The sequence below is a fragment of the Marinobacterium lacunae genome, assembly GCF_000705555.1.
GTDB classification, from domain to species: Bacteria; Pseudomonadota; Gammaproteobacteria; order Pseudomonadales; family Balneatricaceae; genus Marinobacterium_D; species Marinobacterium_D lacunae.
On the sequence record NZ_JMQN01000013.1, the window covers coordinates 114062 to 127948 of the forward strand.

Here is a 13887-nt window from a genome sequence, read left to right on the forward strand (position 1 = left end):
CCTCTCTGCGAAGACTGGCCATGAGATCAGGTCATATCTTCGAAGAATTTCTTCACGGAGTCGAAAAAGCCATGCTTTTTCGGGCTGTGCTTGTGATTGCCTTCATCCATCGCTTCCTGGAACTCTTTGAGCAGCTCCCTCTGGCGGCTGTTGAGGCTAACCGGCGTTTCCACCGTTACCTTGACCATCAAATCACCGACACCACCGCCACGCACCGGGGTAATCCCCTTGCCGCGCAGGCGGAACAGCTTACCGGTCTGGGTCTCGGCTGGTATCTTCAGTTTAACGCGACCATCGAGAGTCGGCACATCCAGTTCACCACCCAATGCAGCATCGACGAAGCTGATCGGCACCTCGCAGTAAAGATGCTTGCCGTCGCGCTCGAAAATCGGGTGCTGAAGCACATTCACCTGCACGTACAGATCGCCGGCTGGACCACCGTGCGATCCTGCTTCACCCTCGCCGCTTAAGCGAATACGGTCACCGGTATCGACACCGGCCGGAATCTTAACCTGAAGCGTCTTGGTCTCTTCCACACGACCGTGGCCATGACACTTGCTGCACGGATCGGAGATCACCTTGCCCTCACCGCGACAGGTGGGGCAGGTCTGCTGTACCGAGAAGAAACCCTGCTGCATGCGCACCTGACCGACACCACCACAGGTGCCACAGGTACGGGCGCTGGTACCGGGCTTGGCGCCGGAGCCGTCACACACACCGCAGGCCACCAGTGTCGGCACCTTCAATGTCTTTTCGCAGCCGCGCACGGCTTCTTCAAGGCTCAGGTCCAGGTTGTAGCGCAGATCGGCACCGCGCTGCACGCTGGAGCGACGACGGCCACCACCGCCGCCTCCGAAGATATCGCCGAACACGTCGCCGAAGATGTCGGAGAAGTTGCCTTCAAAACCGCCACCGCCGCCGAAGCCGCCCTGGCCGTTAACGCCATCATGACCGAACTGGTCATAGGCCGAGCGCTTCTGAGCATCAGAAAGCACTTCGTAGGCTTCACTGATCTCTTTGAATTTGTCTTCCGCTTCCTTGTTATCCGGGTTGCGGTCAGGGTGATACTTCATCGCCAGGCGACGATAAGCTTTCTTGATATCCCGGTCGGACGCATCGCGAGGAACGTCCAGTAGTTCGTAGTAGTCCTGTTTCGACATGATCCGAATCTGGTCTGGTCAGATGACTCCGCGGGAGCCGGACACGACAACGCGGGTCAGGGATATCCCCGAACCCGCGTTGCCACTCTTTGTTGCTGTTCTTAGAGGTAGCGAACGCTTACTTCTTGTCGTCCTTAACCTCTTCGAACTCGGCGTCGACCACATCGTCAGCCGTGTCTTTGGCAGCGGATTCGGCGCCTTCGGCTCCACCCTGCTCAGCCGCTTCGGCGTACATCTTCTGCGCCAGAGTCGACAGGGCTTCGGTCAGGGCCTCGGTCTTGGCTTCGATATCAGCCTTGTCAGAGCCTTTCAGCGCTTCTTCCAGAGCGCTGATCGCCGATTCGATCTTCTCTTTCTCTTCCGCAGTTGCCTTGTCGCCTGCATCCTTCAGCGTCTTGTGCGCGGTGTGAACCATCGCATCACCCTGGTTGCGGGCCGCTGTCAGCTCTTCGAACTTCTTGTCCTCTTCAGCATGCGCTTCGGCATCCTGAACCATCTTTTCGATCTCGTCATCAGACAGACCGGAAGAGGCCTTGATCACGATGGACTGATGCTTGCCGGTCGCCTTGTCTTTCGCAGACACATTGAGAATACCGTTGGCATCGATATCGAAGGTCACTTCGATCTGCGGTACACCGCGCGGCGCCGGCGGAATGTCGGCCAGGTCGAAACGGCCCAGCGACTTGTTCTGGTTTGCCTGCTTACGCTCACCCTGAACCACGTGGATGGTCACCGCGGTCTGGTTGTCATCGGCAGTTGAGAACACCTGCGACTTCTTGGTCGGGATGGTGGTGTTCTTCTCGATCAGCGCTGTCGCCACGCCACCCATGGTTTCGATACCGAGGGTCAGCGGCGTCACGTCGAGCAACAGAACGTCTTTTACATCGCCAGACAGTACGGCGCCCTGAATGGCAGCACCGATCGCAACGGCTTCGTCCGGGTTAACGTCCTTGCGCGGCTCTTTGCCGAAGAACTCGGAAACCGCTTTCTGCACCATCGGCATACGGGTCTGACCACCGACCAGGATCACCTCGTCGATCTCGGATCCGGACAGGCCGGCATCTTTCAGTGCGATGCGGCACGGCTCCAGAGAGCGCTGAACCAGATCTTCAACCAGAGACTCGAGCTTGGCACGGCTGACCTTGACGTTCAGGTGCTTGGGACCGGTTGCATCGGCGGTGATGTACGGCAGGTTGACGTCGGTAGACTGTGCAGAGGACAGCTCGACCTTCGCTTTCTCAGCCGCATCTTTCAGACGCTGCAGGGCCAGCGGATCATTGTGCAGATCGATGCCGCTCTCTTTCTTGAACTCGTCAGCCAGATAGTTGATCAGCTTGAGGTCAAAGTCTTCACCACCGAGGAAGGTGTCACCGTTAGTCGCCAATACTTCGAACTGGTGCTCACCGTCGACATCGGCGATCTCGATGATGGAGATATCGAAGGTACCACCACCGAGGTCGTATACAGCGATGGTCTTGTCACCCTTGGACTTGTCCATGCCGTACGCCAGCGCAGCCGCGGTCGGCTCGTTGATGATACGCTTAACTTCCAGACCGGCGATCTTGCCTGCGTCCTTGGTTGCCTGACGCTGAGAGTCGTTGAAGTAGGCCGGTACGGTGATAACGGCTTCGGTCACCGGCTCACCGAGGTAGTCCTCAGCGGTCTTCTTCATCTTTTTCAGCACTTCAGCCGAAATCTGCGGCGCCGCCATCTTCTTGTCCTTGACCTGGACCCAGGCGTCACCGTTGTCGGCTTCGATGATCTTGTACGGCACCATCTTGATATCTTTCTGAACCACTTCGTCCTTGAAACGACGACCGATCAGACGTTTGATCGCAAACAGGGTGTTGTCCGGGTTGGTCACCGCCTGACGCTTGGCCGGCTGACCGACCAGGATCTCGCCATCATTGGCGTAGGCGATGATGGACGGGGTCGTACGATCGCCCTCTGCGTTTTCAATTACTTTGGTCTTTTCGCCTTCAAGGATGGCCACACATGAGTTGGTGGTTCCGAGGTCGATACCGATGATCTTGCCCATGTTCTGCTCCACTATTCTTTATCGATTCCCCGGTGTTACGGGGAAACACACACTGTGTTAACTGTTGATTCTCTATATGGGTCTGGCCCAATGCTTTTCAAGGCAACCGTTGCAGCTTTTTTGATCAGCCTTTCGCAACCATAACCATGGCCGGGCGCACCAGACGGCCGTTGAGCAGATAACCTTTCTGCATCACGGCAACCACGGTGTTCGGCTCGGCATCCGGCGCATCAACCAATGACATCGCCTGATGGTGCTCCGGGTTGAATGCCTGCCCCTGCGGGTCGACCGGCTCGACATTGAACTTGCCAAGGCCATCGAGGAACAGTTTAAGCGTCATTTCCACGCCATCCTTGAGCGCCTTGGTCGCTTCATCTTCGGACTGGCAGACTTCGATCGCGCGCTCAAGACTGTCTACAACCGGCAGCAGTTCACCGGCAAACTTCTCCAGCGCAAACTTGCGTGCCTTTTCGACATCCTGCTCGGCGCGGCGGCGCATGTTCTGGATCTCGGCCTGAGCGCGCGGCTGCAGCTCGGCCAACTGTTTCTGCAGATCTGCAATCTCCGCCTCGGCCAGCGCCAGCTGTTCCTTGAGCGCTTCGGCATCGGCAGTGGCGTCGGCTGCTACCTCGACGTTCTCGGCACCCGGCTCGACCACATTCTCAGGCTGCTCCACATTGACCTGATCTGCTGCCGGTGTCTCTGTCTGCTTCTGCTGTTCGTCTGCCATCGGGTTTCTCCACATGGTTTGCAACTTATTACTGGCTCCCTATATGGGGCTGTCCTCGGTCGATTCAAGGGTAATTTGCGCGGGAATTTTCCGGCGGGGGATTGCAGGTCTGCTGTAAATGGCTTATACAGCAAACTACTGTATAGAAAACCAGTAAAGGGCCGCTATGCTGACGCTGCTGAGCATTCGCAACTATGCCATTGTTGATAAATTAGACCTCGAGCTGAAGGACGGCATGACCGTTGTCAGCGGCGAGACCGGTGCCGGGAAATCGATCATGCTCGATGCCCTGGGCCTTGCCCTGGGCGAGCGCGCGCAAAGCGACTCCGTTCGCGAAGGCGAGGAGAAAGCCGAGATCAGCGCCTGCTTCGATGTCAGCGCACTGGCTGAAGCCCGTGCCTGGCTGTCCGAGCAGGAGCTGGAAGCCGACGGCGAGTGCCAGTTGCGCCGCGTGGTAAGCGCCGACGGTCGCTCCCGCAGCTTCATCAACGGTCGCCCGACACCGCTGACACAGGTGCGCGAACTGGGCCAGCTGCTAGTGGATATTCACGGCCAGCACGAGCACCAGCGCCTGTTGAAAAAGGATTACCACCGTATTCTGCTCGATGAGTACGCGGCACAGTCCGAACAGGCCGAGGCGGTACGTCGCGCCTACCATCGCTGGCGTCGGCTGGACACCGAGCTTACCCAACTGACCGAACAGAGCGAAGAGCACAGCGCCCGCGTGCAGTTGCTCAGCTATCAGATCGAAGAGCTCGATCAACTGGGACTCCAAACCGGCGAGCTGTCCGAACTTGAAGAGGAACAGCGGGTACTGGCCAATGCCGGTGAGATACTGGGCACCGGTCACCAGCTATTAAGTCTGACCTCAGACAGCGACGGCGAAGGCGAAAACTGCCTGAGCCTGCTCAGCCACTGCCAGCACCTGCTCGAAAGCCTCGGCTCTCAGGCGCCGGCACTGCAGCAGGCCGCCGAAATGCTGGCCAGCGCCCATATTCAGATCGACGAATCCAGTCGCGAGATCCGTAACTATCTCGACTCGGTCGAGATCAATCCTGAGCGTCAGCAGGAAGTAGAAGAGCGCCTGAGCAGCATCTACGACATCGCCCGCAAACACCGCATCAATGCCGAAGATCTGCCCGCGTTCCACGAATCACTTAAAGGCGAGCTTAGCGGCCTGCACCGCAGCGATGACGAATTGGAACACCTGGAGAAAGATGTACGCGTCGCACACGAGGAGTATCTGGCAGCGGCCGGACAACTGAGCCTTGCACGCCAGAAAGCGGCCGATAAATTGAGCAAAGCGGTGGATGAACAGCTGCACAGCCTGGGCATGCTGGCGGCGCATTTCGCAGTGTGTCTGACGCCTTACGACTCCAGCCGTTACAACGCCAACGGACTCGAAGAGGTGGAGTTCCTGATCAGCACCAACAAGGGACAACCTGCCCGTGCGCTGGCCAAGGTTGCCTCGGGCGGTGAGCTGTCGCGTATCAGCCTGGCCATTCAGGTGGTTACCGCACAGACCTCCAGCACACCGACGCTGATCTTCGACGAAGTGGATGTGGGCATCGGCGGCGCCATCGCCGAAGTGGTCGGTCGCCTGCTGCGCCAACTCGGCGAGCGTGCGCAGATTCTCTGCGTTACCCACCAGCCACAGGTGGCCTCTCAGGGACACCAGCACCTGTTCGTGAGCAAGGATTCCAAGGGAGAGCTCACCCGCACCCGCATCGACCAGCTGTCGGAGGAGAAACGGGTTCATGAGGTCGCGCGCATGCTCGGCGGTATCGACATCACCGACACCTCACTTGAGCATGCCCGGGAGATGCTGAAATCGGCTTGATCACCTAAGGCCGGACAATAAAAAACCGATCCTCAGTGATCGGTTTTTTATTGCGCTAAAAGCATAAAAGCACGATCAGCTCTCTTCGCAGCCGTCGCGACAGACGCCGTACAGGTAGAGCGTACGGTCGGTGACGGTGAAGCCAAGTTCGTCGGCGATCTCGTCGAGACGCACGGTCAGCGTCGGGTCGACAAATTCACGCACCTTGCCGCATTTAACACAGACAACGTGATCGTGATGCTCGTCGCGGGCCAGTTCGAATACCGAGTGGCCGCCCTCGAAGTGGTGACGGGCAACAAGTCCGGCCGCTTCAAATTGGGTCAAAACGCGGTAAACCGTAGCCAAGCCTACGTCTTCACCGGTTTCCATCAGCATTTTATAGATATCTTCTGCTGAGAAATGCTCACCTTCTCCAGCGCGCTCCAGAATCTGATAGATCTTCACACGCGGTAGAGTGATCTTGAGCCCCGCTTTACGCAGCTCTTGATTTTCGAGGGCCATATTCTTATCTCTAATCGCTATACGGTTCACAAATGGCAGTGTTAGACTTCATTATCTTTTTTTAGCGGCGAAAACGGAAGTCATTATCAGATGCGAAAGGTTTTTATTAGTGTAGCACTGGCCGTACTTGTCAGCGGTTGCTCTGAATTTCCAGGTGTTTACAAGATCGACATTCCGCAAGGGAACGTGGTCACCCAGGAGATGATCGATCAGCTTCGCCCCGGCATGACCGAAAGCCAGGTTCGTTACATCATGGGAACCCCGCTGATTACCGATACCTTCAGCCCCAACCGCTGGGACTACCTGTACAGCTTCAAGCCCGGTGGTGAGCCGCGTGTACAGGAGCGTGTATCGCTCTACTTCACCGATGGCAAACTCAGCCGCCTGACCGGCGATTTCCGCCCCGGCAGCTGATTGTGCACCAGGCGCAGGTCAGCTATCGGTGTCCTGCGCTTCTTTCTCTTTCTGTGCTTTGAGCTTGGCCGCGCGCTTGGCTCTGGCCTCTTTCGGGTCGGCGATCAACGGACGGTAGATCTCAATACGATCACCCGCTTTCATGATCTCCTTCTTCGGATCCTTAATCGCCTTGCCGAATATCCCCATCGGATCATTCTCAGGGTCGATCTGCGAAAACACCTCGGCGATGCGTGACTTAATCACCGCCTCATAGGCCGTGCAGCCCTCTTCTACCTGTACGGCAATAATCTTCTGCTCATGCGGCAGTGCATACGCCACTTCAACGGTAATCATCTCAACCTCAGCCGTAAATCTGATCGGCGCGGGTGACAAAAGCATCCACCAGCGTCGTTGCCACGGAATTGAACACCTTGCTCATCGCAACGCCCGTCAGTTTACCCGAAAACTCGAAATGCATATTGAGCTCGACTTTACTGGCCTCGTCGCTCAGCGGCGTAAAGGTCCAGATGCCGGTCAGGGACTTGAACGGCCCCTTGACCAGCGCGATCTCCATACGATTCGGGCGCGAGAGCGTATTGCGGGTGGTGAAGCTGTACTTCAAGCCACCCTTGGCCAGATGCAGCGTCGCTTCCAACGTGTCGCCCACTTCGCTGACCACCTCGGTAGACGCACACCAGGGCAGAAACTCCGGGTATCGGCGCACGTCATTTACCAGATCGAACATCTCTTCAGCGGTATGCAACACCAGCGCGCTGCGGTTCACCTGAGCCATATCTGCTCCTTTACCGTGCCATCAGGCAAGCTTCTGATACAGGTTAAGCGCGAAGATCACCGCCACCGCCAGCGGCGACACATAGCGAATCACCAATCGCCACGCATGATAGATCAGTGCCGAACGCAGTGACAGTTCATCCTCGGTCATTTCGCGGGTCAGATACCACCCCGCAAAGATCGCGATAAACAATCCACCGAGCGGCAACATGATATTGGCGGTCAGGAAATCGAGGAAATCGAACGCCGTCATGCCAAGCAGTGTGAGATCTGCCGTGATGTTGAACGAGCTCAGCGCCAGAATACCGAGCGCCCATACGACAACACCCAATAGCAGCGCCGCGCGCACCCGGCTCATGCCCAGCGTTTCCACCAGCCAAGCCGCACCCGGCTCCATCAGCGAAATCGCTGACGTCCAGGCCGCGAAGCCCACCATCAAGAAGAACAGGAAACCGAACACCTGACCGCCCGGCATCTGGCCGAAGGCCACCGGCAGGGTGATAAACATGAGACCCGGGCCTGCACCGGGGTCGAGCTGATTGGCGAACACTATCGGGAAGATCGCAAGCCCAGCCACCAGCGCCACTAGCGTATCCAGCGCTGCAATCGCCAGCACCGTGCCACCGATGGAGTCTTTCTTACCCATGTAGGAACCGTAGGCCATGATCGACCCCATCCCCAAAGACAGGGTGAAAAAGGCATGGCCCAGTGCGACCAGCACCGCGTTCCATGACAGCTCAGATGGATCGAAGTGGAACATGAAGTCCCAGCCTTGGCTGAAATAGCCACTGCTTATCGAGTACGCCAGCAGCACAAAGAGCAGCACGAACAGCATTGGCATCAGGACGCGCGTGGCACGCTCGAGCCCCTTGTTCACGCCCCCGGCGATCACCATCATTACGATCACCACAAACAGCGTATGCCAGATCAGCAGCGTTTCGGGATCGGCCAGCAAGCCGTTGAATATCTGCCCGGCCTGCTCACTGCCCAGATCGACGAACTTGCCCACCCCCATGCCGGCGATGTAGTACAACACCCACCCGGCTACGACGGAATAGAAAGAGAAGATGAAGAAACCGGCTAACGCGCCCATCCAGCCAACACCGGCCCAGCGCCCGTGATGCCCTGCCTCATACGCGGTTTCGCGCATGGAGTTGATCGGACTTTGACGCCCGCGGCGACCGATCAGAACCTCTGACATCATGATCGGAATACCGACCAGCAAGATGCAGAACAGGTACACCAGTACGAAGGCTCCGCCTCCGTTCTCGCCTGCAATGTAGGGAAACTTCCAGATGTTACCCAATCCGACAGCGGAGCCGGTGGCCGCAAGGATGAAGATCCAGCGATTGGTCCAGGCACCATGAATAGACTGCTTTCTTGGCATGGTTCTCACTTTGGTTTCGCGTTAGGCGCGCAATTGTTCACATTTAAGCCAACACCCGCAACCGTTGCTTCAGAATCCAGGTCAAAATCTTGAACGTTTAATCAGCAACGTCCCCGCTTTCTTTGCGCCTGCCCCAGCCGTATAATCGCGCCCCATGGCAAAAAAGAAAAAGGCTCCGGGCGGAAATACCATCTGCCTCAACAAACGTGCGAAGCACGAATACACCATCGACACCAAGTTCGAGGCTGGCCTGTCCCTGACCGGATGGGAGGTCAAGAGCCTGCGTGATGGCCGTGCTCAGCTGGTCGACTCCTACGTTGTGTTCAAAGACGGCGAAGCCTGGTTGGTCGGTGCGCACTTCACTCCGTTGATTACAGCATGCACCCATGTTGTCGCCGATCCTCGTCGCGACCGCAAGCTGCTGCTCAACCGTAAAGAACTCAACAAGCTCGCCGAATCGGTCGAGGCCAAAGGCTACACCTGTGTCGCCCTTGCCCTGTACTGGAAGAACGGCCGCGTGAAATGCGAAATCGCGCTTGTAAAAGGCAAGAAGCTGCATGACAAACGCGCCGCCGAGAAAGAAAAAGACGCTAACCGCGAAAAACAGCGCGCCATGGCGGTACACAACGCATAAGGAAGGGTCGAACCTATCCCCCTTTCATGTTGTCTACTGATGGCGTAAACTTCGCGCTCTTATCCGGGGGTGACTTGGCTTCGACGCTGATTACGAACCCTTGGGTGCATGCCGAGAACGTGATGATTCTCGTAAATCCCTCATCACACTAGTTATAGTTGCTAACGACGATAACTACGCTCTAGCTGCTTAAGTCAGCTAGCGCCGCACTCTAAGGTGTCTGTAACTCAGAGGTTCGCGGTGTCATATGAGACAGAATCGCCCGGATGCTTCGCCTTAAGCTGAACGGTTAAAACTAAAAAGGCTCGCCCACAGCACCCTGGCTCTCGGGTCGCGACGGGTTAATTAAATAGAGCAGCCTAAGCATGTAGATCTCGAGGCAGAGGATTGGCGGACGCGGGTTCGAAACCCGCCACCTCCACCAAATTGCTAAAGTTAAAGCCTGTTTTTACAGGCTTTTTTTCGTTTATACCTTCAACAATATCTGCAAAGAATGTCGATGCTTGCCGTACCCATCTAGCGTCTATCGGTACAGATCGGTCAGTCGCCTAGTGCTCACCAAACTGCGGTACAACCTTTACTGTTGAGCTCCCATCCAGGAGCGCTGCAGCTTCGTAGCAGCGATAGCGTTGTAACCGGGGCGTATGTCACCCACTGCCTGATATACGCCAGAGCCCGCAAGCATGAGCTATAGAGCCCTGGGCTGTTTGCTCTCTATTTACATCCACTGCATCAACGTCGGAAACCGACCACCAGCTCCTTCATCTCATCGGCCACACCGCGCAACTTACGCATCATGCTGGATGACTGCTCGGTCTCTTTAAGGCTATGGGCCGAGATATCGGCAATGCTGGTGACCTGCCGCCCGATCTCGTCGGATACATGTGCCTGCTCTTCCACGGCGGTGGCCATCTGCAGCGACATGTTCGCGATGTTGGACATCATTTCCGAGATCTGGTTTAGGATCTGTTCGGTTTCATAGACGTTGCTCAAGCCGTCATGGGCCTGACTCTGCCCTTCGCCGGCGATTTCGACGGCACCGTCTACGCTCTTGCGCAGCTTGCTGAGAATATCGTGAATCTCGCCGGTGGAGTCCTGCGTCCGTTTTGCCAATTGGCGTACCTCGTCGGCAACAACGGCAAAACCGCGGCCATGATCGCCCGCTCGCGCCGCTTCGATGGCGGCGTTCAGCGCCAGCAGGTTGGTCTGCTCGGCAATCTGTTCGATGATGCCTGCCGCCTCTGCGATCTTGTGGGTCTGCTGAGCCAGCTCACCGATAGAGCTCGCAATGCCATCAACGGTTCTGTTGAGCTGATCGATCGACTCCCGTGCGGTCAGTGCAAAGTTTTTACCCGAGTGCACCACCTGATTGGCGTTATCGGCCTGACTGGCCGTTTCCTGCACATGGCCGGAGACTTCGTTGATCGTGGCCGCCATTTGATGAACAGCCGCCGCCACCTGCTCGGTATCGCCCTGCTGACGCATGAGAGCATCATGAGACGAATGCGACAGCTCCTGCGCCGATTGTGCCTCGACCGCCACGCTCTGGGCGGCGTCCTGTATGCGCGTCAGGGCCGTTTCAAGGTGTGCAAACTCGCTCAGTATCGCAACCTTGAGCGCGCCGATAGGGCCAGGGTCGTCGGTATAGGTGGCCACCGCCACCGGATGGCAGAAAGATTTCGTGACCAGTCCAAGTACGCTGGCCAAAGCACGCTGCGACACAAATTGCTGCACCGCCAACGACAACGCACCGCCTGCGGCCATCAGAATGGCAGCCGCTTGCGTCATATCGATCGCCATCAGATAGGCCGCTATCACCAGCGAGAGCCCAAACATCACCCAATGGGGCACAGGCAGCCTGAACGGCACGGCGGACTTTCCCCGATTGATGCGCTCGTATACCCGCTGCGCACGCTCGACATCCTCTCGTTTGGGACAGACGCGCACCGACTCGTAACCGATAATTTTCCCGTTCTCGGTGATGGGTGTTACATAGGCGTTAACCCAGTAAAAGTCACCGTTTTTGCAGCGGTTTTTGACCAGCCCCATCCACGGCTTTCCCGCTTTGAGGTGCTCCCACATGACGTTGAACGCCTCGGCAGGCATATCCGGATGGCGGACCAGATTGTGAGGCTTTCCTATCAATTCCTCTTTGGAAAACCCGCTGATATCGATGAACGCCTGGTTACAGTGTTTGATAACACCTTTGGCATCCGTCGTGGATATCAGCTTTTGTTCGGGGGGGAAACGCTTTTCGGTGGTGGTAACGGGCTTATTGACGCGCATGCTCTGATTCCTCGTCCCTTTGGCAAGCAAGCCTGGTTAATGCATTTAGGTTACATTAAAAAATATTAACCTTTCGGGAATGTAGACCGGAACACGCGGTTTTCCCAATGACCCACAGCTCAAAAATCCACAGGGATGCCGCTTTGCCCGTTATCCTCACAATCGACATCGGAGGGCCTTTTGCCTGCTAGCAGCAAAAGCCCGTTAACGTCGGCTATTCACCACAGTCTGGCACAAAACTATCGATTTGCAGGGTTAATGTGGGGTTATTGCGGTATTGTCCAACCGGGGACAGGATGAGCCGAGGCTGGGCATCATAGCGGCAATCGGTGCAGCGTCAATAGCAGGATAACGTCGACGGGAGCCCGCACCAGACACACTCCCGTCCGTCAGCACCCGCTGCACTACTGACCGTCCTGCTCTTCCAGCGCCTCCAGATCCTCCTTGACCTCCTTGATGGCTGCCAGTATCGGGGCGGGTTTTGCCGCGTAAGCGGCCGTTACCAACACCACCAGATCCGCAACGAGATCGATAAACACAGCTATATGTGCGATACGTTTAAGCTCATCTCTGGCAACCTCGACCACACCGATCAGGCTACTCTGGGATTCTGCCACGCCTTCCACCACACAGTTCACCGCATCGATATACAAACTATTGGCACACTGGCGCAGGACCATCTCATCCTGAAAAATGATTTGTGCCTGTGGATGGGTCAGTTCACCGTTTTTAACCTTCGCCATGAGGTGTTCGTGAATCGAGTTGGCGCACTCCGTCAACTTGTCCGCCAACGCTTCCACTTCCTGTTGATTTGCTAATGCCATGTTGGTTTCTCCTTGACCGAACCGTTTTGTCCTTAATTACGAACGACACCCAGGTTTTCTCGAATAGACTTAATATCTTTCGCAAACTGACTGATGCTCTCTTTAAACTCCTGACTCGATAAGTTATCGATATTTTCAAACAGTTCTTTATGTCCCTGTGCGATGCGAATCACACCCTTCTCGGCTTCGTCGTACTGCTTTTCAGACCGCTCGTACTCCTGGGTCTTGGCTTGCAGATGCGCCTTCGCCAGCGTCGCAAGCAGCCAGTCCTCGGGCGCATCCCGAGAGGCGATCTCAAGCTCTAAGAATCCCAGCACCGTTGCCTTTTCGTTGTCGTGTGTGGCGCGGTAGTCACCTAAGATGTCCTGCATCCCCTTGAGCGTGACCTGCAAAGGCGCATTCCCTTCACGAATCATGCTTTTTACCGCTTTTTCCTGTTGTGCAGCGGTTGCCCATTTGGCAATGACTTTCGTGATATCGGCCAGCGCATCGACCTGTTTTTTATCGATGACCGGATCAGAGTGCTCTTTTATGCCCGAGGCCACTGCATCAATATTCTTCGATAGATCAAAGCTCTCCTCACCGGAGAGTTTCGCCAGTGTTTTCATGTACAGCGCCACGCTTTTATGAATCTTGATCAGGTCGTCATAAGCCGCCTGTCGCTTGGCATCGCTTTCCTTCGCCCATTCAGCAGACTGGCCATAGAGGTAGGGCTTTTCCCGGTAGTAGGTGTCTTTAAACCGTGTTGTCAGTTCGGTATAGGCGGTGAATTTGGCAGACTCCCCTGCGTAATCCCCGACCTCCTTGAGGTTGGTACAGCCGGCAAGAATCAGAGGTATTAGCAGCAGACAAACGCGTTTTTGTACATTCATACATTCAGTTCCCTTGAGTTGATGCCCTCTATCGCGGGCAGATTCAGCTGTTCTTTGCCAGTCGACACGTGGACGCAGGATACCGGCACCACGACGAAGCGATGCATCCGGACAAGACAGGGGACAAACTAGAAAAGGGGGGCAGTGCGCCGTGGCGAAGCGGCCGCTGGAGTCGATCAATCCCTGATCCTCTATCCCTGTTACCCGCGCCTGAGGCCTTAAAATCGGACCACAACGCGCCGTAAATCCAGTCTGGTACAGTTTTGGCGTTGCCGCCACTTCTCGTTGGTTGCTCCAACTTTGAGTCAGCCGCACCACTGTAACTCCGAGGCAATATTGAGCCGCCTCAAGATTCCTTTCATTTACATCTAATTAGCGGGCGATGCGATTGGTATACCGATTTTTTACAGGATAGTATGGCCTCAGG

At 56.3% G+C, this 13887-nt stretch carries 13 protein-coding genes and 1 other RNA gene; 4 read left to right on the top strand and 10 right to left on the bottom strand.

Features of this window, described 5'->3' with window-relative positions; all coding sequences use genetic code 11:
* Positions 1-26: 26 nt before the first annotated feature.
* From dnaJ to grpE, 3 genes are all read right to left on the bottom strand, one after another.
* A complete protein-coding gene (dnaJ, locus tag ADIMK_RS03425) occupies positions 27-1160 on the bottom strand; it encodes a molecular chaperone DnaJ (protein WP_036183641.1) in 1134 nt (377 codons plus the stop codon).
* 118 nt (positions 1161-1278) lie between these two features.
* Positions 1279-3198 carry a molecular chaperone DnaK gene (gene dnaK / locus ADIMK_RS03430; RefSeq protein ID WP_036183644.1) on the bottom strand — a complete coding sequence of 640 codons (1920 nt, stop codon included), beginning with the start codon at positions 3196-3198 and terminating at the stop codon, positions 1279-1281.
* Positions 3199-3322: 124 nt separating this feature from the next.
* Positions 3323-3928: a nucleotide exchange factor GrpE gene (gene grpE, locus ADIMK_RS03435; protein WP_036183647.1), complete on the bottom strand. Its 606-nt coding sequence runs from the start codon at positions 3926-3928 to the stop codon at positions 3323-3325.
* A 166-nt stretch (positions 3929-4094) separates the two neighbouring features.
* Here grpE and recN point away from each other — a divergent pair, with 166 nt between their 5' ends.
* Positions 4095-5768: a DNA repair protein RecN gene (recN, locus tag ADIMK_RS03440; RefSeq protein ID WP_036183648.1), complete on the top strand. Its 1674-nt coding sequence runs from the start codon at positions 4095-4097 to the stop codon at positions 5766-5768.
* 75 nt (positions 5769-5843) lie between these two features.
* Here recN and fur read toward each other — a convergent pair whose 3' ends face one another.
* Complete coding sequence (fur, locus tag ADIMK_RS03445; RefSeq protein WP_036183650.1) at positions 5844-6269, bottom strand: ferric iron uptake transcriptional regulator; 426 nt, start codon at positions 6267-6269, stop codon at positions 5844-5846.
* A 90-nt stretch (positions 6270-6359) separates the two neighbouring features.
* On the opposite strand from fur, the gene ADIMK_RS03450 reads away from it, so the two are divergent.
* Positions 6360-6683 carry an outer membrane protein assembly factor BamE gene (locus ADIMK_RS03450; RefSeq protein ID WP_036183652.1) on the top strand — a complete coding sequence of 108 codons (324 nt, stop codon included), beginning with the start codon at positions 6360-6362 and terminating at the stop codon, positions 6681-6683.
* An 18-nt stretch (positions 6684-6701) separates the two neighbouring features.
* Here ADIMK_RS03450 and ADIMK_RS03455 read toward each other — a convergent pair whose 3' ends face one another.
* From ADIMK_RS03455 to ADIMK_RS03465, 3 genes are read right to left on the bottom strand one after another with little or no spacing between them, the layout of a single operon-like run.
* The gene (locus ADIMK_RS03455) at positions 6702-7019 is read right to left on the bottom strand and encodes an RnfH family protein (RefSeq protein ID WP_036184160.1); all 318 of its coding nucleotides are present in this window, start codon (positions 7017-7019) and stop codon (positions 6702-6704) included.
* 7 nt (positions 7020-7026) lie between these two features.
* Entirely contained in the window at positions 7027-7458 is a 432-nt protein-coding gene (locus tag ADIMK_RS03460) for a type II toxin-antitoxin system RatA family toxin (protein WP_036183654.1), read from the bottom strand.
* Between the two features lie 21 nt (positions 7459-7479).
* A complete protein-coding gene (locus ADIMK_RS03465; protein ID WP_036183656.1) occupies positions 7480-8844 on the bottom strand; it encodes a sodium-dependent transporter in 1365 nt (454 codons plus the stop codon).
* Positions 8845-8998: 154 nt separating this feature from the next.
* Here ADIMK_RS03465 and smpB point away from each other — a divergent pair, with 154 nt between their 5' ends.
* Complete coding sequence (gene smpB / locus ADIMK_RS03470) at positions 8999-9478, top strand: SsrA-binding protein SmpB (protein ID WP_036183658.1); 480 nt, start codon at positions 8999-9001, stop codon at positions 9476-9478.
* A 65-nt stretch (positions 9479-9543) separates the two neighbouring features.
* Positions 9544-9902: a transfer-messenger RNA gene (gene ssrA, locus ADIMK_RS21640) on the top strand.
* Between the two features lie 308 nt (positions 9903-10210).
* Here the strand turns inward: ssrA and ADIMK_RS03475 are convergent.
* From ADIMK_RS03475 to ADIMK_RS03485, 3 genes are all read right to left on the bottom strand, one after another.
* On the bottom strand, positions 10211-11764 hold the full coding sequence (locus ADIMK_RS03475; RefSeq protein ID WP_036183661.1) for a methyl-accepting chemotaxis protein: 1554 nt from the start codon (positions 11762-11764) through the stop codon (positions 10211-10213).
* Positions 11765-12168: 404 nt separating this feature from the next.
* The gene (locus ADIMK_RS03480; protein ID WP_036183664.1) at positions 12169-12588 is read right to left on the bottom strand and encodes a hypothetical protein; all 420 of its coding nucleotides are present in this window, start codon (positions 12586-12588) and stop codon (positions 12169-12171) included.
* Between the two features lie 32 nt (positions 12589-12620).
* Positions 12621-13778 (bottom strand): hypothetical protein, encoded by a 1158-nt coding sequence (locus ADIMK_RS03485; RefSeq protein WP_156042774.1) that lies wholly within the window; start codon positions 13776-13778, stop codon positions 12621-12623.
* Between the last annotated feature and the right edge of the window lie 109 nt (positions 13779-13887).